18 protein-coding genes are annotated in these 20,916 nt (G+C 51.8%); 6 read left to right on the top strand and 12 right to left on the bottom strand.

All coding sequences use genetic code 11. The annotated features are described in order from the left end of the window. Nucleotides 1-27 precede the first annotated feature (27 nt). Genes L1F30_RS12355 through L1F30_RS12340 form a run of 4 tightly spaced genes read right to left on the bottom strand, consistent with a single transcriptional unit; the run spans nucleotide 28 to nucleotide 3,218 of the window. Nucleotides 28-798: a LytTR family DNA-binding domain-containing protein gene (locus L1F30_RS12355; RefSeq protein WP_253356493.1), complete on the bottom strand. Its 771-nt coding sequence runs from the start codon at nucleotides 796-798 to the stop codon at nucleotides 28-30. After that, complete coding sequence (locus L1F30_RS12350; protein WP_253356491.1) at nucleotides 795-1,895, bottom strand: sensor histidine kinase; 1,101 nt, start codon at nucleotides 1,893-1,895, stop codon at nucleotides 795-797. Before L1F30_RS12350 ends, L1F30_RS12355 begins: the two co-directional genes overlap by 4 nt. Before the next feature lie 9 nt (nucleotides 1,896-1,904). Then, nucleotides 1,905-2,693 (bottom strand): cell wall-active antibiotics response protein, encoded by a 789-nt coding sequence (locus L1F30_RS12345; RefSeq protein WP_253356489.1) that lies wholly within the window; start codon nucleotides 2,691-2,693, stop codon nucleotides 1,905-1,907. A gap of 33 nt (nucleotides 2,694-2,726) precedes the next feature. Beyond that, entirely contained in the window at nucleotides 2,727-3,218 is a 492-nt protein-coding gene (locus L1F30_RS12340; RefSeq protein WP_253356487.1) for a DUF4389 domain-containing protein, read from the bottom strand. Between the two features lie 199 nt (nucleotides 3,219-3,417). Here L1F30_RS12340 and L1F30_RS12335 point away from each other — a divergent pair, with 199 nt between their 5' ends. After that, entirely contained in the window at nucleotides 3,418-3,759 is a 342-nt protein-coding gene (locus L1F30_RS12335; RefSeq protein WP_253356485.1) for an FKBP-type peptidyl-prolyl cis-trans isomerase, read from the top strand. A 14-nt stretch (nucleotides 3,760-3,773) separates the two neighbouring features. Here the strand turns inward: L1F30_RS12335 and L1F30_RS12330 are convergent, their stop codons facing one another. Further along, nucleotides 3,774-4,688 (bottom strand): pirin family protein, encoded by a 915-nt coding sequence (locus tag L1F30_RS12330; RefSeq protein ID WP_253356483.1) that lies wholly within the window; start codon nucleotides 4,686-4,688, stop codon nucleotides 3,774-3,776. Nucleotides 4,689-4,811: 123 nt separating this feature from the next. On the opposite strand from L1F30_RS12330, the gene L1F30_RS12325 reads away from it, so the two are divergent. Further along, nucleotides 4,812-6,509 carry a DUF1631 family protein gene (locus tag L1F30_RS12325; RefSeq protein WP_253356481.1) on the top strand — a complete coding sequence of 566 codons (1,698 nt, stop codon included), beginning with the start codon at nucleotides 4,812-4,814 and terminating at the stop codon, nucleotides 6,507-6,509. A gap of 90 nt (nucleotides 6,510-6,599) precedes the next feature. Next, nucleotides 6,600-6,977, top strand: coding sequence for a PilZ domain-containing protein (locus L1F30_RS12320; protein WP_253356479.1), 378 nt, complete (start codon nucleotides 6,600-6,602; stop codon nucleotides 6,975-6,977). Between the two features lie 126 nt (nucleotides 6,978-7,103). Here the strand turns inward: L1F30_RS12320 and L1F30_RS12315 are convergent, their stop codons facing one another. Beyond that, the gene (locus tag L1F30_RS12315; protein ID WP_253356477.1) at nucleotides 7,104-7,679 is read right to left on the bottom strand and encodes a peroxiredoxin; all 576 of its coding nucleotides are present in this window, start codon (nucleotides 7,677-7,679) and stop codon (nucleotides 7,104-7,106) included. Between the two features lie 370 nt (nucleotides 7,680-8,049). Between L1F30_RS12315 and L1F30_RS12310 the strand changes: the two genes are divergently transcribed. Next, on the top strand, nucleotides 8,050-9,750 hold the full coding sequence (locus L1F30_RS12310; RefSeq protein WP_253356475.1) for a hypothetical protein: 1,701 nt from the start codon (nucleotides 8,050-8,052) through the stop codon (nucleotides 9,748-9,750). Nucleotides 9,751-9,947: 197 nt separating this feature from the next. Here L1F30_RS12310 and L1F30_RS12305 read toward each other — a convergent pair whose 3' ends face one another. Further along, on the bottom strand, nucleotides 9,948-12,926 hold the full coding sequence (locus L1F30_RS12305) for a DUF3857 domain-containing transglutaminase family protein (protein ID WP_253356473.1): 2,979 nt from the start codon (nucleotides 12,924-12,926) through the stop codon (nucleotides 9,948-9,950). Between the two features lie 316 nt (nucleotides 12,927-13,242). Between L1F30_RS12305 and L1F30_RS12300 the strand changes: the two genes are divergently transcribed. Then, nucleotides 13,243-13,737, top strand: a complete 495-nt coding sequence (locus tag L1F30_RS12300) for a hypothetical protein (protein WP_253356471.1) — start codon at nucleotides 13,243-13,245, stop codon at nucleotides 13,735-13,737. Nucleotides 13,738-13,879: 142 nt separating this feature from the next. Beyond that, nucleotides 13,880-16,399, top strand: a complete 2,520-nt coding sequence (locus L1F30_RS12295; RefSeq protein WP_253356470.1) for an EAL domain-containing protein — start codon at nucleotides 13,880-13,882, stop codon at nucleotides 16,397-16,399. A 398-nt stretch (nucleotides 16,400-16,797) separates the two neighbouring features. Here the strand turns inward: L1F30_RS12295 and L1F30_RS12290 are convergent, their stop codons facing one another. The 5 genes from L1F30_RS12290 to L1F30_RS12270 form a co-directional block, all read right to left on the bottom strand. Then, on the bottom strand, nucleotides 16,798-17,634 hold the full coding sequence (locus L1F30_RS12290) for a hypothetical protein (RefSeq protein ID WP_253356468.1): 837 nt from the start codon (nucleotides 17,632-17,634) through the stop codon (nucleotides 16,798-16,800). Next, entirely contained in the window at nucleotides 17,634-18,842 is a 1,209-nt protein-coding gene (locus L1F30_RS12285; RefSeq protein WP_253356467.1) for a hypothetical protein, read from the bottom strand. The genes L1F30_RS12290 and L1F30_RS12285 overlap by 1 nt, the downstream gene beginning before the upstream one ends. 407 nt (nucleotides 18,843-19,249) lie before the next feature. Continuing rightward, nucleotides 19,250-19,636, bottom strand: a complete 387-nt coding sequence (locus L1F30_RS12280) for a hypothetical protein (RefSeq protein ID WP_253356465.1) — start codon at nucleotides 19,634-19,636, stop codon at nucleotides 19,250-19,252. A gap of 25 nt (nucleotides 19,637-19,661) precedes the next feature. After that, nucleotides 19,662-20,057: a hypothetical protein gene (locus L1F30_RS12275; RefSeq protein ID WP_253356464.1), complete on the bottom strand. Its 396-nt coding sequence runs from the start codon at nucleotides 20,055-20,057 to the stop codon at nucleotides 19,662-19,664. Nucleotides 20,058-20,064: 7 nt separating this feature from the next. Beyond that, entirely contained in the window at nucleotides 20,065-20,850 is a 786-nt protein-coding gene (locus L1F30_RS12270) for a hypothetical protein (protein WP_253356462.1), read from the bottom strand. Between the last annotated feature and the right edge of the window lie 66 nt (nucleotides 20,851-20,916).

Here is a 20,916-nt window from a genome sequence, read left to right as displayed (position 1 = left end):
AGGTCTTTACATTTTTAGGGCTGCGCGTTAAAGCAGCTCAATAAGCTTGCTGTAACCACTGCGGCTAATGGCGTATTGCTTGCTGCTGCCGTCGGCCAGTTTCAGGTTGGCAAAGCGGGTTTCTTTCGCCTCTGTTTCTATGCCCTGCAGGTAATCCAGATTAATCAGGGTAGAGCGGTGAATACGGCAAAACTGCTGTGCGTCCAGCTGGGCTTCCAGCCGCGACAGCCGCTCTTGCTTGATGTGTGATTGGCCACCTGCGTGAATGACTACATAATCGTCTGCCGCTTCAATGGCGCTGATATCCGCCACGGGAATTACATGCACATCGCCTTTATCGCGCACCAAAATACGCTGAATGGGCCCGCTGGGTTGGTTGAGCTGTTGGGCGGCGGTTTGTTGTTGCTGGCGGTAATGGGTGGGCTGTTCACGGGTAAGGCGCTGTTGAATGCGTTCAACACTTTGGGCAAGGCGCGCTTTGCTTACGGGTTTTAGCAGGTAATCAACGGCGTTTTTTTCAAAGGCCTGAATGGCGTAATCGTTGTGGGCGGTAACAAACACCGTTAGCGGCGCGGTATCGCCCAGCAGTTCCAGCACTTCCAGGCCATTGAGCTTTGGCATTTGAATGTCTAGAAACATCAGGTGAGGCTGTAAATCGTTCACGGTTTTAACCGCGCTCATGCCGTTTTCACATTCCGCTACCAGGTTGATTTCCGGGTGGGCTTTCAAAAGCGTGATGAGTGTCTGGCGGGCGTGGCCTTCATCATCTACCACAATGGCGTTAATGGTATCGCTCATGAATCTACTCCCAGTTTCAAGGTGGAGGGTTGTGTAAGGTGAGGCAGCTTTAGCGTGACTTTAAAGGTGTTGGCCGATTTGGCAATGTTCAGCGTGGCGCCGGCCCCATAGTGGCCGCCCATGCGCTTTTTAAGTGACGCAAGGCCATGATTGGTGCTCTCGGCTTTTTGCCCTTCTGGGTCAAAGCTGTTTTCAACCTGAATCTCCATATGCTCGCCCAGAGGTTTCATCACAAGCGAAATGTACCCCGGCGCCAATTGTGATTGGATGCCGTGCTTGATGCAGTTTTCTACCAGCGGAAATAACAGTAGTGGCATGGCCGGGCGGTATAGGCAGGCCGGGTCTACATCAATGGTGACCGCCAAGTTTTTTCCGAAGCGCTCTTTTTCAATGGCTAAATAGTTTTCAATGTGGGTGAGTTCTTCGTGAATGGTGACAGTGTCTTTCTTGGCATAGTTCACGCTGTAGCGCAAAAATTCAGACATCTGCACGCAGATGTCGTGTATTTTTTCAGGTGCCGCCACAGAAAGGTTAGCCAGCATATTCAGGCTGTTGTACATGAAATGCGGGTGTACGGTGGCCTTTACAGCCTGCAGCTCTATATCACTGATTAACAGTTTTTGGGCCAGCGCCTGGGCGTTGTTGGCTTCGTCGCCCTTGGCAATCAGGTAGGTGTAGTGCACCAGCACCCACGCGCAATAGAGCACCAGCCCCAACAGGCCGTTGATCCAAAGGGTTTCCTCATGCAGAGTGCGCGCGCCCGTTAAGCCTGTGTTTTCCAAGAGCTGGCTCCAGGCCTGGCCCAGCATTAACCACAGGCCAACGGTGAGCAGGGCCGCACTGGCATGGGCAATAAACAGCCAATTGAGCGCATACTGGTTGGCAGGCAAGCGCATGCACAGGTAGTAATTAGCCGAGCAAAAAAACAGCAACAACAAATACAAAGGCAGCGCGTACAGGCTGATGAGCAGGCCACGTGCCTCTAGTGGGGCATCGTCGGTGAGCTCCCAAAGCAGCAGTGCTATCAGGCAGCAAAGCACCACCCAGGTAAAAATCAGGGTGAGCAGGCTGCGGTTTGAATTAAATAGGGGGTGCATCCTGCGCCCTTAGTTGGTGATTTCCAGGCCGCCCAACAGAGCAACGCCGGTAATCACAAGGTGTTTTTGCGGTACGCCCATTTTATCGGCAAGGCAGGTGGTTTTGTTGGTTACGCCGCCTAATAAAGGCAGTACTTTTACGGTAACGTTAAAGTGCGCGGGCACTTTTATTTCTGCGCCGCCCATAAATGCCAGCACGTCCAGCTCTATGGTTTGCTTTTGCGCATCGGCTTCACGAATATCCACCTCGGCACCACCCAGTATTGCAATGATGCTGCCGCCGCTCAGTTTTTTAGACCGGGTAGAAAAATTGCCGCCACCCAAGATGGTGAATACATCTATGGTTGTGTCGTTTGGGTTGCTTTGCTGTTGGCCTTCGTCATCAAAATCGGCATCGGCTATGGCTTCACCATCAATGATGTTGCCTTGGGCATCGGCCTGTGTTTTGTGGCGCTCGCGGTTTGGGCGCAGCAGGTTAATACCTACAACCAGCAACACCAGGGGAATAATGATGGCGCCCACGCTGAAGTTCAAAATGTGCATGCGCGACAGCTGAAACAAAATGCCAAAGCCGATAAGCGCGTGGGGCAGGTAGGCTTTCATGCGGCCTTCTACACTCACGTGCTTGCGGTTGTACAACATAATGGCACCGGCAATGATCATAAGAATGGGCCAGTTGCTAAGTGCTATGCCCAAAAAGGGTATGCCGATGTTGTTCAGAAATAACAGCACGGCAAAGGCGACCAGTCCCAATCCGAACAAGGTGCGTGGCGACAGGTTTCCATTATGTTTACTCATGATCAATTCCCGCTGGCGTGATCGTTTAACGTTTTATTCCGGCTTTTTATCGGTATTGTCAAAATCCGCATCGGGCTTGGGTGCCTCTTTGGAGGAAGCCGCCTCTGAAGATTCTGACCTTGGCGCATTAGTGTGTGTCTCGGGTTCAGCCGTGGTTTCTTTAACGGCTTCGGCGTCAATCACTTCACTGCCCGAGCGCTCGGCCGTGTGGTTTGCCTGCGTATCTGCGGCCTGGCTTGTAGCTGCATTTTGGCCATTGAAGGGAAATGGCTTGTGTTCACTGTTGTAGCTTACAAACGCCAAGGCTTCATGTATGTAATTGCGCAAGGTGGCACACATATCCCGGACGTTTTTATTGTCTTCGCCGAAAATCAGCGTAAATATAAATTGAACGCCGCAAAGTATCCACATCGCCACACCGGCAAAGTGCAGCATAATGCCATAGATCAGCATGTAGATGAGCCTAAACCAGGTATCTTGGTTGGTCAGGTTGTTCCAGGTGGGGTTTTCTTGGGCCTGTGACATGTGAAAATCCTTAATTAAGTAATAGACAGCCTCATAGTAATTGAGCCCGGCAGGCACACAGGCCGCTATTCGGCTAATGGCGGTGGCGTATCGGTGAGTGGTGCCGGCGGTAATCTGCCCCGGATTCGGCCGTTTCGGTTACCATTGCGCCCAAACAAACGCTGCAGGCAGGGGCCTGCGGCCAGCAAACGGAACACCTATGAGCGAGTTAATCATTGAAGATCTGGTACTGGGCCAGGGTAAAGAGGTGGTAAAAGGCGCGCTGATCAGCGTGCACTACCGCGGTTGGTTGAGCGCCGATGGCCGCGAGTTTGATGCCTCTTACAACCGCGGTGCGCCCTTTCAATGTGTGATTGGCACCCGCCGGGTGATTGCCGGGTGGGACCAAGGGCTAATGGGAATGCGTGTAGGCGGCAAGCGCAAGCTGCAGGTGCCAGCGCATCTGGCCTATGGCGAGCGCCGCATGGGCGAGAAAATCCCCGCCAACAGCGACCTCACTTTTGAGATCGAGCTGTTGGAAGTGCTTACCCGCGACGACTAGCAACCCCCCGCCCGTTACTCCGGCAAGGGAATGAATTCAATCTCATCGCCGGGCACCTTGGCAAAATTACCGGCCACCCAATCGGCTTTCGCTTGGGTAATGCGGTTTTTACTGCTGGATACAAAGTTCCAATCAATATAGCGTGGCCCCACGGATTCTCCGCCCACCAGCGCAATGCGGCAGTCGGTCGTGGCCTTAAGCCGGGCGTTGGCGCCGGGTTGCAAAATTGCCATTTGTTGCTCGCCCAGCGTGGTGGCACCTATGCAGGCTTCACCGGCCACCATATATACCGCGCGCTCCGGGGCTTCTGGCAAGTTCAGGCTTTGGCCTTGCTTAAGGGTGGCCTCAATGTAGAGGGTTTGTGCGAAGGTTTTTACCGGCGAACGCTGGCCGTAGGCCTCGCCAATCATCACCCGCAGGCGCACGCCGTCAAGCTCAAGGCTGGGCAGATCTGCGGCCGGGTAGTGGTAAAACGCAGGCGCTGTTTCTTCATCGGCCTCTGGCAGCGCCAGCCAAAGCTGAAGCCCGTGTAGCTCGTGCGTTTGGTTGCGCACTTCCGGCCGTTCGCGCTCTGAGTGCACAATGCCGCTGCCGGCCACCATCAAGTTAATGTCGCCCGGTTGTATGGGCTGCACACTGCCTACGGAATCGCGGTGCAAAATTTCGCCACTAAATAAATAGGTAACAGTGGCCAAGTTGATGTGCGGGTGCGGGCGCACATTCACGCCATCACCGGGGGCAAACTCGGCCGGGCCCATGTGATCAAAAAATACCCAGGGCCCCACGGATTTCTGACGTGCACTGGGTAGCAGCCGGCGCACGCTGAACCCGCCCAAATCTTTCCCTTTGGCGTTGAGGGTGCGCACCACGGCGCCGCGGCCCGGGCCTTCGTTACACTCGTGCTCCAGGGTATTACTGGTGTTGCTCATAAATCCTCCTGCTGTGGTGCCGCTTGTGGCTTAACTACGGGAGCAGGCCCCCGGTGGATTGCCAGCACTGGCGGCGCCCATTAACTATAGTGGTTACTCAATCACGTATTCGGGTGTGTATCAATGGCAGGGCTTTCAACCAAGTTGTTAACCAGTGGGCAGGTTGAACCCATCAAGCGTCTGTTTATGTTGGCCGCTGAAAGCGCCAACCAAACCCCCGAGGCCTACCGCACGGCGCTAATGGCAAGCCTGGCAGGCGCCCTGTTTGCCCCCGCGCAATTACACCCTGAGTTGGCCGCTGTGTGGCAACCACAGGCAGTGCAGCTGGCCAAGTGTGCAGCAGGCGACCTGCGTTTTTTTGTAAGCCCAGATCACGCGCTACGGCAGCTGGCGCAATGGCTACATACCGAGGCCTGCCTGTGGCACCCGGCGGAAGATAAAGCCAGCCGCGACTTCTTCACCTCAGCCCAAGCCCTGGCAGCCCTGACTGCAAAACGCTCCCCCAAAGACGATGAGCTGGGTAAGGCTGTGCAAGAGGCGCTGAAGGTGGCTGAAAAGAGCCGCCAGCGCGCAACACTTGCGGCCGAGCGGCTGCGTGAAAATGAACTCAGTAACCTGCGTATTCAAACTGCCGAGGCGCGGGTGGTTGAGTTGCTTGATCGCCATCTGGCGCACCGCCCGATGCCCGTTCAGCTTATCCCCCACTTGAACACCACCCTCAAAGGCGAGCTGCAGCACTTGGCCCTCACACAGGCCGTCTATACCCAACAGCCCTTCTGGCAGATGTGGGAGCGGTTGCTGCCTGTGTTGGGGCGCTGTTTTTCCGGCGCAGGCATGACCGTGGGCGACCAACTGCTGTACCAAACCATTCCCCCCTTGCTGGAGGAGCTGGAGCAAAGCCTGGCGCTGCCCATGGTAGATGCCACTGCCTATGAAAGCTGGGTGAATGAATTGAGCCACTGCTTGATGCAGGCCATTAGAAAAGACGATATCGAGTGCGAAAAACTGGCGCCGCTGGCTGAAACCCTGGGCTTGCCTGCCAGTGCGGCGCGCGTTACCCAGGCGCTGTTGGCCGAGCTTGATGGCTTGAGCCCCGGCGACTGGTTTATTTTTGATGGCGAGCATGCCAGCGCCCAGCGTTGCCAGCTGGTGGTTAATGATGGGGGTGTTGACCAGCTCATTTTTGTAGATCGCAACGGCCGGAAATTATTTGCAAAGTCCAAGCAAGATTTTGCCGCCTGCCTTTCAACGGGCATTGCGCAACCCCTGGTGCACACCGCGCCTGTCACAATTTTGCTTGATGCATTAAATGCAAGTGCAGCAGACGCCGGTGCCCAACAAAGGAAGCTGCGCGAGGCCCAAGCCAAAGAAAAGGCGGCCCAGCAAGCAGAGGCACAAAAGCAGCAGGCTGCCCGCAAGGCCGCCGCCGAAAAGGCCTTGGCCGAAGCCCGTGCACTAGATGAGGCCAAGGCCAAAAAACAACAGGCCCGTGCCACGGCACGGGCCCTGGCCGAAACAGCGGCCAAGCATAAAAAACACGAGCAAGCCGTGGGCCTGGTAGATGCCATGCAAGTAGGTGCCTGGCTTACCTTTGCCGAGGGCAGCGAGCATGCAGGCAAGCGGGCAAAACTTTCTGTTGTAATTGCCAAAACCGGCAAATACATTTTTGTTGATGAGTTAGGCCGCAAGCTCGCCGAATTCGACCGCACGGGCTTAATCAATCTGCTGGATTCAGGCCAAGCGACAATCGTGCGCAACGGCAATAATTTTGATGACCAGTTGGTAAAAGTCATTCGCGGCCTAAGGCGCGACAGCGTCTAGCCAAAATCATTGAATACCGAGGTGAACATGTGGCATTACAAAATTCGGTGCGCATTTACATGCGCGCACAACAGCGCAGAGGGTTAGCTTATGAGTAGCCAGCCCACCCACGAACAGCGTCAGGAATTCAGGCTGGATAAGGCGCTGACGGTGTTTATTGAGCTGCCGGCGCCCATGGATCAAGAGCCCGAGATTGTAATCAGCCGCTGCTTTGATATATCAGCCAATGGGCTGCGGGTTATTGCAGATAAAGCCCTGGCCCAAGGGGCAATAGTGCGCGCCAGCGTACAGCTGCCAAAAAATGGCGCCGCTATTGCATCCAAGCGCTGTTCGCTAGTTGCTGAAACCAAGTGGGCAAGGCCGCAGGGTGAGCGCGGGGAATGGCTGATGGGGCTTGCACTTTATGAATCTGAAGATTCGGATATCGCCCAATGGAAAACCTTTGTAGCCGAGCTCTACCTTGCCTGAGGCCCGCCTACATAGCGTGCGCCTTCAATCTTTGCCAACAGGCCTAACCATTGTGCGCTCAATTTTATCAGCTCAACCTGTGTAAACCTCACGCCCATAATTCTGTAAACAATAAAGCCTGCGGGCTCAGGCGCTAACCGGTTTGCCGCTGAGTGAAATGCGGCTTCTGCCTTCGTTTACGTATTGCTGAATATCTGCCAGCGGCAAATGGTCACTGGTGTTATTGCCATACCACGCATGTTCCAGAACACCTGCCTCATTAAACAGAAAATCTGCGGGCACCAAGGTGACATGCGGGTTATTGCTGGGTTTTGCGCCCAGAAAAAACCCCCTCACGATGCGTGGCAATTTAAATAGCAGGGCTTTCAAAAGCGCCGCGCCCGAGGTTTCAACGCCAAAGTGGTTGTAAAGCTTCAGGTTCGGATCGGCAAGAATAGTGAACGGGCGTGGGTGTTGGGTCACAAAGCGCTTTACCTGTTCTTTGGTATCGCTGAATACCGCCACCACCTCAAGATTTTGCTTTTGCCACTTGTGATAATTCTGCGTGATTTCGTATACCCGCAGGTGGCAAAAAGGGCAGGCTGCATCCCTGAAAAAGGCCAAAAGTACCCGTTTGCCCCTGAACTTCTTCAAACTGAAGTGATTGTCGTAAATATCTTTCGCGCTAAAGCCCATATTCTGGTTTGGTGTGGTAATACGCATGAGCACCCCTTAGTGGCTATGTTGTTATGCACCATAATAGGGCTACGGCGTGGCGGCGTATTTGGATGCCTTTTGGCGGTAATTTTCTCGGTAAAATCCCGTTTTCTTCTAAGGCAACAAGCGCCCCCTGAATACGGCCTGTGGTAGTGCTGAGTGCCTTAAATCCCCTTTGCGACAAGGGCCATCTAGTGCTTTTGTATCGATAATCCAAGCGCCTGTGGCAAGCGAGCTAGTGCTATTAACTGATTTGGCATTTAGTGGCATGGCGATCATTGCGCGCCACTGGCTGGCCGCTGCTCGTAGCTATACTGCCAGCGCATGGGCGGAAATACGTCTGCAACAATACGGAAACTTAAATCAGGGGATTGAGATGAAATATGCAGCTGTGGTGATAGGTGTGGGCGGGCTACTTTTATTAGGTTGTAATCAGCCGGGTAATGTGAGCAGTGAGGCGGAGCCTGCCAGTGAATCGCAATTGCGGGCGGGCCTTAGCCCGTATGGCTATGAATATGCACCGCCCAAGGCCATAGCGAGCGCTGCACCCAGTGGGCGACTTCAAATTGCGGAGTTGGATACAAGCTTTCCTTCCCAGGGGCCGGACATAGAGCTATGGCGAAAGCAAATGTTTGAAAATAACGCCGTTGTACGCTCGCACAGTTGGAGTATTTGGGGGGGAATAACAAGCTTAACCGACTACACGCTGGAGAACCCCTTTGGTGCAAACATTGGTGCAGGAAAATTGCCGGCGTTTATGACATGGTATTCAAGCTATGAAGTATATGGCGCTAACAGCACGGCCAATAATGCGTGTGCCCAAAATCAGCCTGCAATAGCAGATAAATACGGCATAAAGCGTTGCAAATCGGGCTCTTTGCTGGATTTCAATAAATTCACGCTGGTTGAGGCAAAGTATGTCATTGATAAAAAGCTCAATGATCTATCAACCCTCACTCAGCGTGTAAAAACCAATCCAACAGCGCTCGATTTACCGCCCTTTAATGCAAGCGAGTTCAAGGGCAATACCACTGAAAATATTTCCATTTCACTTAAGCCTGTTTACTACCTGCTAAAAAACAACGCGCATAACCTTTTGCCCTACTGGGGTGGCATGCAGGCAAATACCACCAGCAATGTTAAATCGCCCACGCCAAACACCTGGCGGCAGTGTGTGCTGGTAACGGTGGGTACACCGCGCAATAGCCCTCCGCAAGTGTGTAACCCAGGTGAGGGTAATGCTAACGCGAAGGCGCCACAGGGCGGTTGGCAGCGAGTGGCGCTATCGGATTTTTTGGCCGTACCTTTAACCCAAGCCATGCTGGATGAATTGCTATATGCAAAAGCCAATTCGAATTTACAGGCCTCCAGCATTATCTCGCTAGGTTATTCCGACGATGCAAAGCCGCAAGTGGGCGATGTGGCTGTGTTGGTGGGCATGCACCTCACTGCACGCGAATCGAAAGATTGGGTCTGGCAAACCATGTACTGGAGCCCGGGTAATTTAACGCAGGTTGCCATGGATACAGGTTACCCTGAGTTTCCGCCAAAGCGGGCGGCCTACACCGCAGGGCCAAATTATCCAGGCTCATCTTATGATAACCCCTTTAAAGTGGCCTCTAAGTCGCACGCGAATATTCCTGGCTGGGCAAAAAACTACGCCATGTGTACGGCCTACAGCGCGGTTTACCCGGTGCAGCCAGATAACGGCGGCTCCAATGCCAATGCCTTCCCGCAGATTTGTTACAACCCATGGTTGGAAACGGCATTCGATACATTAAAAGGCCATTTCTCGGATACTGGCCTTAACTCCAATTGCATGAGCTGCCACGGTCAGGCCAGTTACAACGGCGCAGTGGCCGATAATCAGAGAACGGCCGCATGTAATTTACCACAGGGTTTTGGGTACTACGGCAATGGGTACGTGGCGCGAGATAACAGCTGCCTGACAAACAAAAACTTTGCCTACGATTTTTCCTGGCATATCGGCAATGCCTACGCGCCAACCCCAAAGTCTGCCAACCCTGATGTATTGCATCAAAAGCCGCCGGTGGTTGCGCCGAGCTTTAGCCAATAGTGGGGTAAATACACTTAAGGCCAGTTGCTTGAAATCACATCTTGCAAAGCCAGTGGTTGTGCCGTGGGCTGCGCGCAGGCTTATAGCTTGAAGTGTGTGCTTGCCGGGCTATGCGCAAGTGGTGTGGCGCGCTTGAGTTTGCCCATGCCCACGTGCATACAGCGTTAACAAGGGGCATTGCTTTGCCCCTTATCTTGCTAGCCCTGTTCTGGTGGCGTTATCTTTTTCTGTGCAGCCTGCCATCTTTCATTGAGTGCTTTGAAGAATTGTTTGTCGCCGCCCTCCATTGATGATGCGAACAATAGAAAGCTGCTCTCGTCTTTGCGGGTGATGGTGATGATGGCGTTTTCACCCCAGCCGTTGGCGGGTTCAAATTCGATGTTTGCAATGTCTTCAAAATTTGCAAGTTCAACTTGAAATCCACTTTCTTCGTCGGCCCAGTAAGAAAATATGTGCCTGTTGGTAAAGCCATTGCCATCTTCAAGAAACTTGAATAGGGCGTCGCTATAGAAATACTGAATCTGATCTTTAGGTTCAATCACACCTTTGCGCCGCAGGTCGTTTAGTGTGTGTGCGTGCAGGGCGTTTCCGCTAACAACTTTATCTGATGGCATAAAGCCAAGCTCGGAGCCTATGCTTAGCAGAAGAATGGGCACGCTTATTAAACTGAGTAAGTAGTGGCGGTAGTTCCATCGGGAGTTGGCATCTATTGCAGCAGTGTTATCTTTGTTGGCGTGGTTGATGTAGTTGGCCAGTGGAATAATCAATAGGCAAGACGCCAGCAAGCACCCCATCGGGTAGTACTTGAATCCCGCGAAAGAAAGCATGGCGTAGAGCACCGCGCATAGTAGGGCGATAGGTGCCAGGGGTAGATGCGATTGCTCAAATCGCTCGCTGTTGTCGTTTTTCAGTGCTTTCCAAAGGGGGAAGTACCAAAGCCAGTTGAAAATGCCTCTTGCAACTGGCATTGAGGCATCGTCGTTCTTTTTCTTAAGGTAAAGGTTGTTCTTGTAAAACCAGTAAATCCCATAGGTTCCAAACGTGAGTATCCACATCGCCATCAATTTTGGAATGGCAACAGGGTAGAACTCCTGCGGGTGATTGTTCTTGCTGAATCGCGCCTCTATTCGCCACGCGATAATTAGCAGGCTATAGCAGGCAAAGATAAAGAGCGTGGCGTTTAGCACAGTGATGTCATCAAAGAGTCCGGGGGTTTCTGCGGCTGGTGTATTTATGTACTGGTAAATGCCGTATGAAAGCTGCTCATTTACGGCTTCCAGGCGCGCAATGTATTCGCCAAATTCCGCACTTTCTATATGGCCCGTTAGCGATTTGTAGTGATAGGTGAGTGTTAAGGTGTTTGCAGCTTCGTCAAATTTGGAGTTATAGCTGAATTCAAAGAATGGATTGAATTCTTCAAAGGTTTCATCATCAAAGATCCATTCTTCGTCTGATAAGTTGATAACAATGGTTTGGCTCAGCCGCTTGGGGTGGTTTAGCTGGTAGGGTTGTGTTCTGCGGCTTGAGTCCGGAATTTCAAGTTCTGAGGATATTGCGTTTGCATAGAAGTTGGCTTCATACCTGTTGTTGCCCGCATCTTCCCAAAAGCTTGCAAGGTTGTAGCGCTCTTGGGTTTGAAACTGATTGGTGGTTTGTTGGTCTTCAATTTCAAGTGGCTCTACAGCCTCAACCTTTCCGTACATGTTTTCATAATAGGTGAGGTATTGTTCTGCAATATTCTTATGCCCGTCACGCGAAAATCCATCGCGCTGGAATTCTGCTTCACGGCCCGAGTAAAGGGTGCTTACCTGGTAGTTGGCGGCCTTTGTGGCTGTTTTCTGGAGGGTAAAGCGATCTTCTGTGATTATGCTATTCAACTCGGCCCCGGGTTTAATCGCGGTTAACTCGCTCTGGCCGGGTTGCAATACCAATGCATAGTGGTACTGGGGTTGGTGCAGTGAATCCAGGTGACCATATTGTGTGCTGCGGGTTGGGTCTAGCCAGTAGTCTAGCCCGCCTAGCTTGACTCGCGTAATAACGTGGTCAAACCCGTTGATGGTGGGAAGTTTCTTAGGCAGGCGCGGGCCGTTCTCGGTGTGCACCAAAGCGGGCTGGGCTTCTATTTCAAGTGCATTTAACAGGGCAATGAATAAAACGGTTTTATCTTTGCAGTCACCAAAGCGGCGCTCGAGTGTTTCACTGGCAGGTGTTGGCTTAAAGGAATTTTCACCCAGCTCTAAGCCCAGGTAGCGAATGTCGCCTTGGGTTACCCTTAAAGCTGCCGCAATTTTATCTTTTGGGTCGCTATATTCGAGCTGAATTTTCTTTGCAATCGCGCTGATTTCCTGGTTGGGTTTGCTTGCGGCGCGGTAGAGCGGGGTGGCCCACTCAACAACGCCCGCCCAGTTTGAAAATTCACTGAGCTGAATATGGGCTCTTGGTGTATACCAGCTGGGTGTGCGCTCTTGCTCAATTACCGCAGCAATGCGGGAGTCGCTCACGTGATAATGCTGGCCATTGGGTATTTTGCGAATCTCAAGCTTTAGATCAGAATTAAAAAACTTGTGGTGCAGCGGTGTATTTTTATACCAGTAAACATCAAGGTTCACCTGTTCAACCGGCACAGCCCAGTTCAGCCCGGTTGTATAGTTAAAATACCCCTGTTGAACGGGGTTCTGCCCTGTTCGGGTGTAACTGTAGGTAAGGCTGTCGCCTGCGCGTACATCACTGAGCACCAGACTGATGGTTTTTCGGCCATCGTGAATCAGATTTTCAAGATCGGTTTCCCGCTGTAGCACTTCAAACTTGGCCGATGCGATACGGTCGAGTTTCTCCCCATTGCGCAGTACAAACACTTCATGCAACGCGATGGTTTCGTAACTTGGGTCGTATTCTATAAATATTTGTGATTGCTGCTCTACGCCAGAGGGGTTGGTTATGTGTACAGCGAATTCCTGATAGATTTCCCGCTCGCCTTCAGCCGGTACAGAAATCTGTGTATCAACCAGCAAATAGTAAGCGCCGCTGCGAATATCTGCCTCGGGCACGCTGAATTGGGTAGCTATTGGCGTAGGGGTTACCCAATGTGGGCGCGGCGTAGTAAGTGGTGCATCAGTGGCCAGGGTGGACGTTGAGGCCATGAGCAGAAGCAGGGTGGTAAAAATTAAACGTTTCATAGTGAAAGATTCGTTCTGAGTCCTTGAACTTGGGGTTGGGTACGATTTTTTGGTGCTATTCAACCACGATTGACTACCCAGTGAAAGGTGAAGTAGTGGCTGGCAAAGGCCAGGCGCCAAGGTCGCATTTGTTGTGCAAGTGCAGTTTGTGCGTTCAGTTAGCCTAGGTCAGGCACTAGAGTTTGCCGGCATTTGCGGTTCGGTGGGAGCGCCATTTACACCGTTGACGCTAGCGCCCCGCTTGACGCATATTGCAGAACCTTTTCAAACCTATACCTGGGCAAAATGTAGCCAACAATTACTTAAGGAATGAGTAGTGGATCCAGTTTCTATGCTGTTCGGCGCCTACCTGAATGCCGTGCAAAGCACTGTGCATAATCATCTGACTGATGCCATGGGCACCGAGCTTAAATCGATCAATATTGAATACCAAGGCACTGGTATACCTTTTCAATACCAGATGTGGCGCATTCGTGAACAAAGTGTGTGCGCGGGATTTGACGCCAATATAGGTAAAAAATCTGAATGCACCCAAAAGGCCAAAGCCCTGTTCGCAGAGCTTTGTAGCTATCTCACTGCCAACCCCAAGCCTCACTGGCGCCACAGCAAAACCAAAAATATGTACTGCAACGCTGCAGTGAGCTACAAGCCTGTCATAGCCGATCTTGGCCCGGCCGCGGAGAAATCGAACCTCGCAAAGGCCAAGGCCCAGTGCAGTGCCGCAACGGTAGCGGCAATGGGTAGCACAGAGGCCCGCCTGATTCGGGAAAGAGATGCGGTGTGCGGGGTTTACCGGGGCATGTTGAAGTAGCCTGTAGGGGCCGGTGGCGGCAATTCATTGCGCCATTTGTTTAGCCCCTTGCCAACCTTGAGGCCGGGTAGAGTAGCGCTGCCAGGTAGCGGGTGCCAGGCCGTCTATACTCTCATTTTCCGCAATCCAACAAGGATGTCGCATGAGGCAAGTCATCGCCGAGCGAGGGGTGGCCCAGCTGCTCCGCGCTCTCTCACTGACCTTGGCGCTGCTATCGTTGGCCGCTCTACTGCTGCTGGTGGTGGAGGCCGCGCGCCTGCCCGCCGAGCGGGGCCTTGCCATCCAGGCAAGCTTCATCTCAGAAGATCAGAGCCTAGCCCCGGCGCAAGCCTGGCAGCAACTATTGCAATCAGAGGCGAAAGCGACGCCCCGATTTGGTGAGTTCCATCATTGGTATCGGGTGCACCTGCAGGCAGGCAGCTGGGTGCTGATGTTCGACAACCCCATGCAAAGCCGGATTGATGTGTTTGACCCGGCAAGCGCAACGCCCAGGCGGCTGGCGGCGCTAGGGGATAAACAGGCCACCAGTAAAGAGCAGCGGGCATTGCCCCACCTGCCGGTGGTAATCACTGGCAACAACGGTGGCGAACTCCTGGTACACAGCTACACCACCGGCGCTGCCAACCTGCCCATGGTGTTGTTCAGTGCCGATGATTTTCGCCGCTACAGCCAATACCTTTATTTCATTTGGGGTGGCTTTGTTTGCCTGTGCCTGGTGTTGGCGGTGTACAACGTGATTTTGTACCAAGCCAGTGAAGACACCCTGTACTTGCTCTATGCAGGCTACCTGATTGCGGTGCTGGCGGCACTCGGTGTAGTGCACGGCTACAACTTTATCTGGCTGCCCCAGAGCCTTGCGCAATGGCTCGATCAGCATGTGATATCGCTGAACTATGCCATAGCGGTGTTTTCTTTATTGTTCGCGCTCTACTTTCTGGAATTTCGCGGGGAAAACCCCCGGGTCTACCGTGCGTGCCTGGCTGTTGTGGTGCTGTTGGTGTGCGCGGGGCTCGCAAGCCTACTGGTGGTGGAGTATCGCGCAGCACAAGTGTTCTTCCTGTTTCAAACCTTGCTTTACCTTTTGATTGCGCTGCTATTGGGCATGCGCTTGCGGCAAGGTTACCGCTGGGCGCGCTACTATTTTATTTCTTGGGTGCCGCTGTACGCAGGCGCGGTGGTTGGCCCGTTAATGTTAACGGGCCTATTGGAGTACAACTTCTGGACCCGCCACGCGTTTCTGTTTGCGGTGATTTTCGAGCTGACATTTATTTCCATGGCGCTGGCAGATCGGCTCAGGCGCATAGAGCGCCACAAATTATACCTGGCCAGTTACGATCAGGATTACCACATGCCGAATAAATCGTTTCTGAGCTTTGTGGCCAGAAGCGGTGGCGATCAACCGCTCACCTTACTGCTGTTGGAGTTGCGCAACTTCACTGCGCTCGCCCCCTACTTGGGCGAGCCAGACAAACAAATGCTTATGCGCGATGCCCGCCGAAGCCTCGAGCAGCAGCTCTGCGAACATCTTGATTTGGTTTCCATTGGCCTTGAGGAAGCGCAGCAAGCCCGCAGTTTATTGCTAAGGCCCGGTGTGCTTGCGCTGGTGGTGCGCGGCGAACCCGGGCAGTGCATGGAAACACTGCAACCGCATATGGCGCCGGCGCTACTGAACTTGCGCGTGGCGCAGGTGATGCTAACCATGCAATACACCATTGGCCTCACGCATTTTCCGCCCGCGCCAGAAAAAGTTGGGCAGGCCATTAACGAGGCACTGCAGGCATTGGAGCAAGCGCATCAATTGGGGTGCGATCTAGCCTGCTACGCCGCAAGCTCCGCCATTGCCACGCGCAGAAAATCCGAACTGCTGGCCGATCTCAAGCTTGCGCTCGCCGAAGATCAGCTGGCCCTCTACCACCAGCCGCAAATTCGCTTAAACGATGGGCAGGTGTATGGCAGTGAAGTGCTGTTGCGCTGGCGTCACCCCCGCCACGGGCTGGTGGCGCCCGATGAATTTATTCCCTTGGCCGAAGCGTGCGGGCTTATTGGCGAGCTGAGCCGCTGGGTAGTTAGCCGGGCTGCTCTTCAACAGCAGCAATTGCGCGCCGTGTGCCCAAGGCTTTCCATTAATCTTTCAACCCGCGATGTGTGCGCGGCTGGCTTTTGTAATTTTCTGGCCGATCTGTGCGCGCACGGCGATCTGGACCCGCTGGCCACTACGCTTGAAGTAACAGAAACCCACTACGTGGCGGATGCAGATGCCGGCGCCTTCAAGCGTAACCTCGAGCGGCTGAAAGCGCTGGGCTTCGCCATTGCCATAGATGACTTCGGCACCGCCTATGCATCGCTCAGTTATGTGAGCGAGCACCCGGTGGATGAGCTCAAGCTGGATAAATCGTTTGTGGTGGATCTGTGCCAATCGGTGCGCAACCAAACCATTAACCGCGCCACCATCGGCATGGCCAAAAGCCTGGGCATAGTTGTTGTAGCCGAAGGCGTAGAAGACGCCGCAACAGCACACATGCTGCACGAAAGTGGTTGCCCTGTGGCGCAGGGCTATCATTTTGCCCGGCCCATGCCGCTGGCAGACATGGTGCAGTGGTTAGCGCAATACACCGCACAGAGCGATCATCCACCCGCGCCCACCGAAATGGGCACAGGTTAACTGGGTGTTAGTGATGCATGTTACAACACTGTGAAAAATGTGTGGCTTGAAGTGCCCGCAAACAAAACCGGCCAACTATTTTACTCAGGCTAAAGCCTTTGGCTTTGTGTGAGCGCGTGCAGGCTTGTGTGTTTGGCTCATTTATCTACTGCTAAACCCTTTATACCTGTGCCATTCTCAGCATTCACCATGGGCTTCATTTTGTCCGCCCATCGGCTTGTCTCGATTAACGCGTTCGAAATGCTGTTTTCGATAGTCAGGAAACGAAAAAATAACTCTATATTAAAAGCCAAAAAAGCGCCGAAGCGCCGTTTAAATCAATCTGCACCAAGCTTGCCACCTTGTTCAAAGGAGTTCACGCTTCTGTTGGGAACGTCAAATGCCTGCAGCTGTACATATTAACTCGCATGCTGTGAAAAAGATTCCGGTTTGTCAGTCGTAAGTGGGTTGGCTTTTGCTTCTTCAATGAATTTTTCATCCGAGAATCCAGCTTCTGACTCATTATCGCCTTTGCGGTGTATTTCTACGGAAGACATTAGGTCATTGATCAGCTTGATCATTGGCGCGGCAGGAATCTGTTTTTCAACTTCCTGTTCACTTGCTGCCTTGCCTCCACGATAGAGGTTGAATCCAAAACACAAAAGCCTTTCTCGATCTAGCGGGAAAAAATTCAATATCTCCCTTGTGTGACCGCCCTGGCGCAGCATGGAAACGGATATATACGGCGAATTTTTACTATGACCAACGGCCCATTGTTCAGGACCGCTATATAACGTCAGTCGCTCGTTATTAACATAAATATGGTGGTAGTTAGCTTCAATATATTCAGCTGCTGCGTACTTGAGCGCAGGATAGGACAAGAGATCCGCTGATTCTTTGAGCCTCTTGGGTTTTACTATTTCTATCGCCATTGAGATTTGGGCGACACTGCCTCCCCACCAGGGCGCATTGAATGACCATGTTCTTGCAAACGCATTCCAGGACTCAATAATGGGCTCGACGACTTCCTTTGGGATGTCATCTGAGTACCCATATTCCAAAACGTCTCCCTTGGCTAGGATTTCTCTGCTCGCCGCCGGTACCTTTGGATAGTGGATAGGGGCAGTGAACATAACACTATTGCCAGCTGCTTTTATGGTGACTGACGTTTTTAACCATGAAAGAGGAAAGACAGCGTTGACCGGATATGTCGGCGTTCTCAGCTTCGTTCGAACAGCGCTTAGACTTGAAAGCATTACAGTTGCGCCTTTATTCGGTGATGTAGTTTGGGTGCAATTTGCTCCGTCACAGTTGAGGCAGCCGCAACGCCACCGACGGTTCCGCCAGCCACCGCTGCGATAAAGCTAATAATAGCGGGGACTGCCGGTGCACTCACAGTGGCTCCTCCGGCCGCAAGAAGCGTGCCCACGGCGGCTATTCCACCTTGGATTGTAAGGCCCTGTTTAACAAAATCAACGCTAGCCATTTTACGTGTATAGCTTTTATCCTTAAGTCGGGCCGTAATTGCCCCAAGTTGACCGCTATTTCCAACGACATTCAAAAATCCAACCTTGGCCACATTTCTCTCAAACTTCATTTCCAGTTTGATTGCTGATTCAATAGCATCTTTCGTGGTTGTTGTGGGTTCAAGCATAAAAAGGTGATGATCTTTTAGTTTGACACCTTGAGTGGATAGGATTTTAAGGGCCTGGGAAAGTATGGCAGAGCCGCCACGCTCAGATACCCACACAATACCCTTTTGCTTACTCGCAGAGGCCATAGACTTAGCTAGCAATAGCGCGGAACCATTCAGGTCTTCCATATCCAATGGACGGAGTGCTTTCCTTAAATTACGAAGCCCGCCGATTCGCTTGTCTCCTGGAGTGTAATGATAATCGAATCCAATTCGCTCTACCTGTTTACCGCTAAAGAACGGCGTGGCCCCCGCGCTTGCCGCTGCAGCATCTATGGCATCCTCTGTTTGTCCATGCCCGCTGTCGCTGACCACAATCACGTAATCGTCTCTTTTATTGACAGATCCATCCTTTACTGGACGGCTAAGCCAGCCTCTATTCTTATGCTCTGCTCGATAAAGGCCTGGTCTTGCATCCTCTGGCAGCAATTCAAAATAATGCGCATCAGGCTCAAAATACAACAGTTTATACCCATCGCCATCCAGTTTCTCTGCAGTGACCTTACAGCCGGGGAGTACCACCACAAACTCTTCCTTGCCATCGCGGCGGGCAGAGCCTGGGTGAACAAAGATGTTGTTCATGTGCAGGCGGCCGGCAGCCAGTTCTTGAATGCCTTTGACCGTTGTTTGTGCCCAGTAGTTATTGCGCTTGGCCAGCTTGTAGAGTTCGTCGTAGATGGTTTTGGCTTGCGGGGTGATGTAGACAGGCTTGCCTGATTTTTCACCTGCGATGATGTGGCAGCGGGAGACGGGGTTTGCGTCTAGCAACATAGGAACATCCTTTTAGGCTTACAGCTCCAGCCCTGTGGGTATAACTGGGCAATCTCGCGCGAGTATAAAAGGATTTGTGTGCGGGTTTGGTGTGTAGGCTTATATGTGCTGAAAATTGCGACCTTGGTCTTAGAAGTTGAAGGGATGCTGGTTGCATATTGATCAAAGTGGCTGCACGGGCGTATCAGTTTGGTGGGGTTCGCAGATTGCTGTGGGCTTGGCCCACCGCTAGCTTAGTGAGAGTGGCTGTACCTGAAGTGCGAAGTTTACACGTTAGCGTGCAGGCGATTCCTGCCCTGTCACCCGGCCACTGGTAGAGACGAACGACCAAGGGGCAGGCTGCTTTAAGGTTATACAAACGCGGTATCAGGCTGCCTGCTCCTGTGAACTCCAAGCTTGCTTCATTTCTACTGGAGGCGGGTGGCTCCAAAGCAGGTAACTATCAGGCGGTTTGTGGGGGATCGTTTATCATCCATTTCGGTTAGTGTTAGCACTGCCATTTTGTGACCATCGCTTGCAGATGTTGTGGCAATTGATTGCTTTTTTAAGCGGTCTACTAATTGAATGTCGTAGGTGCCTAGGGTAATCCCTTCGCTGGTTCTTGTGTAGCCAGATGTGCTGACAAAAATGTCGATATTTGCAGCGGAATATATTTTTCTACGGCCATTAGGCGTTCCAGGTGCGTCAGATAGTATGACGCTTTCAGATTGGATTTCTTGGTAACCAGGCTCTAAGAAACTGTCGGAATCAATCCGGCAATTTACTTCACTGCTTGCAAGTGTAGGGGCGCTCATGAGAAGCACGAGTAAAAATGCCAAATTAGCACTGTTTATTGTAAGTGGCACGTTCGAATTTTCCTTTGTTTAAATATTCGCAAGGTTTGTAGTTGGCGTTTGCCAGTGCAGATTCTATATTGTTGGTTGCCATGTGCTTTGCTGCGATTATTGTTAGTATAATGATGGCTAAGCCGGTATTAATTATGGCTGTGTGCTTGGTGTTTCTTCTGCGAATGTTATGGAGAAGTGTTGTAGCGTGTAGTGCTGGAATAATAAGCGCAAAAAAATAGTAGAAGACTGAGCTTTCAAAGGCGATTTCCTCGACCCCCATGCTAATGCTAGACAACGTAGTTCTAGCATGTTGATAGGCAATATAGGCACCAAGGATTGCACCTATATCGAGGGTTAGTAATATTAAGTGCGCCAGTTTCTTATTCATTACTATGTTAGTAGAAGATTCCTCTTCCTACGGGCAATCCATTTCTAATTTGGTATTCGAGAACGGCTTCAACTTGCCGGATTCCTCTAACAAACTCGCCAATTGTTTTGTTGTAAAGGCTGTTCAACTCATCATCGATTGCTTTGATTAGCTTGTCTGTGATTCCATATTTTTGATCAAGACTTTCTAGGGCAACTGAAGCGGCAATGCCGACAAATATAGCTGCGATTAGAGGGCCTGCTGCTAGGGTTGTCACTGCGCCAACTGCCATGGCAGCTAGAGACCCTATGCCAGCGGAAACTAATACTTTGGCAATGTCTGTTGAAATGGTGCCAACCACTTTGCCTACAGTAACGCTGTCCTGAAGAATGATATCTACAACTGATAGGGGGATGGTGACTAATAAGGTTACAATTCCACCCTTGGCAATGGTTCTATTAACGCCCTGTGTACCAATTGCAAATTTAATGATTTTAGGGTTTGACGCAAGATACCTCGTACCCCTTAGTACCTGACGTAAACCGGGATTTCCTTTTAGGATAATGTAGGTTTTATTGTTGACTCGCTTTGTTACGATCTGCCCATTTATCCCTAATTCTGACATTATTTTAGTGGCTAAGAGTAGGTCTTGAGCGGGTGAATAGAATCCGCCTAACGTTTTTGCGGTGCCAGTGTCAAAATCTTCAAGTGATTTCCCCAGTTTCTCAGACGCTTCTTTTAAAAGGCTCTCTAGGGAAAATATATAGGCTTCGGATTGATTTGCAGTAAACGACAAAACTTCCTGTTGGTTCATGTCGATTCCTTTTGGCGTGTATCCAATTAATTGGTTTACTGGTTTGGCTAGTGGCTACAGTTAGTG

The sequence above is a fragment of the Simiduia sp. 21SJ11W-1 genome (assembly GCF_024138675.1).
Taxonomy (GTDB): Bacteria; Pseudomonadota; Gammaproteobacteria; order Pseudomonadales; family Cellvibrionaceae; genus Simiduia.
The sequence above is the reverse complement of the archived record's forward strand: the minus strand, read 5'-3'. Positions and strand labels throughout refer to the sequence as shown.

Excerpts from the sequence above, each read along its gene's own strand:
- L1F30_RS12355 (WP_253356493.1), bottom strand. The coding sequence starts at position 798 with ATGAGCGATACCATTAACGCCATTGTGGTAGATGATGAAGGCCACGCC.
- L1F30_RS12350 (WP_253356491.1), bottom strand. The coding sequence starts at position 1,895 with ATGCACCCCCTATTTAATTCAAACCGCAGCCTGCTCACCCTGATTTTT.
- L1F30_RS12345 (WP_253356489.1), bottom strand. The coding sequence starts at position 2,693 with ATGAGTAAACATAATGGAAACCTGTCGCCACGCACCTTGTTCGGATTG.
- L1F30_RS12340 (WP_253356487.1), bottom strand. The coding sequence starts at position 3,218 with ATGTCACAGGCCCAAGAAAACCCCACCTGGAACAACCTGACCAACCAA.
- L1F30_RS12335 (WP_253356485.1), top strand. The coding sequence starts at position 3,418 with ATGAGCGAGTTAATCATTGAAGATCTGGTACTGGGCCAGGGTAAAGAG.
- L1F30_RS12330 (WP_253356483.1), bottom strand. The coding sequence starts at position 4,688 with ATGAGCAACACCAGTAATACCCTGGAGCACGAGTGTAACGAAGGCCCG.
- L1F30_RS12325 (WP_253356481.1), top strand. The coding sequence starts at position 4,812 with ATGGCAGGGCTTTCAACCAAGTTGTTAACCAGTGGGCAGGTTGAACCC.
- L1F30_RS12320 (WP_253356479.1), top strand. The coding sequence starts at position 6,600 with ATGAGTAGCCAGCCCACCCACGAACAGCGTCAGGAATTCAGGCTGGAT.
- L1F30_RS12315 (WP_253356477.1), bottom strand. The coding sequence starts at position 7,679 with ATGCGTATTACCACACCAAACCAGAATATGGGCTTTAGCGCGAAAGAT.
- L1F30_RS12310 (WP_253356475.1), top strand. The coding sequence starts at position 8,050 with ATGAAATATGCAGCTGTGGTGATAGGTGTGGGCGGGCTACTTTTATTA.
- L1F30_RS12305 (WP_253356473.1), bottom strand. The coding sequence starts at position 12,926 with ATGAAACGTTTAATTTTTACCACCCTGCTTCTGCTCATGGCCTCAACG.
- L1F30_RS12295 (WP_253356470.1), top strand. The coding sequence starts at position 13,880 with ATGAGGCAAGTCATCGCCGAGCGAGGGGTGGCCCAGCTGCTCCGCGCT.
- L1F30_RS12290 (WP_253356468.1), bottom strand. The coding sequence starts at position 17,634 with ATGCTTTCAAGTCTAAGCGCTGTTCGAACGAAGCTGAGAACGCCGACA.
- L1F30_RS12285 (WP_253356467.1), bottom strand. The coding sequence starts at position 18,842 with ATGTTGCTAGACGCAAACCCCGTCTCCCGCTGCCACATCATCGCAGGT.
- L1F30_RS12280 (WP_253356465.1), bottom strand. The coding sequence starts at position 19,636 with ATGAGCGCCCCTACACTTGCAAGCAGTGAAGTAAATTGCCGGATTGAT.
- L1F30_RS12275 (WP_253356464.1), bottom strand. The coding sequence starts at position 20,057 with ATGAATAAGAAACTGGCGCACTTAATATTACTAACCCTCGATATAGGT.
- L1F30_RS12270 (WP_253356462.1), bottom strand. The coding sequence starts at position 20,850 with ATGAACCAACAGGAAGTTTTGTCGTTTACTGCAAATCAATCCGAAGCC.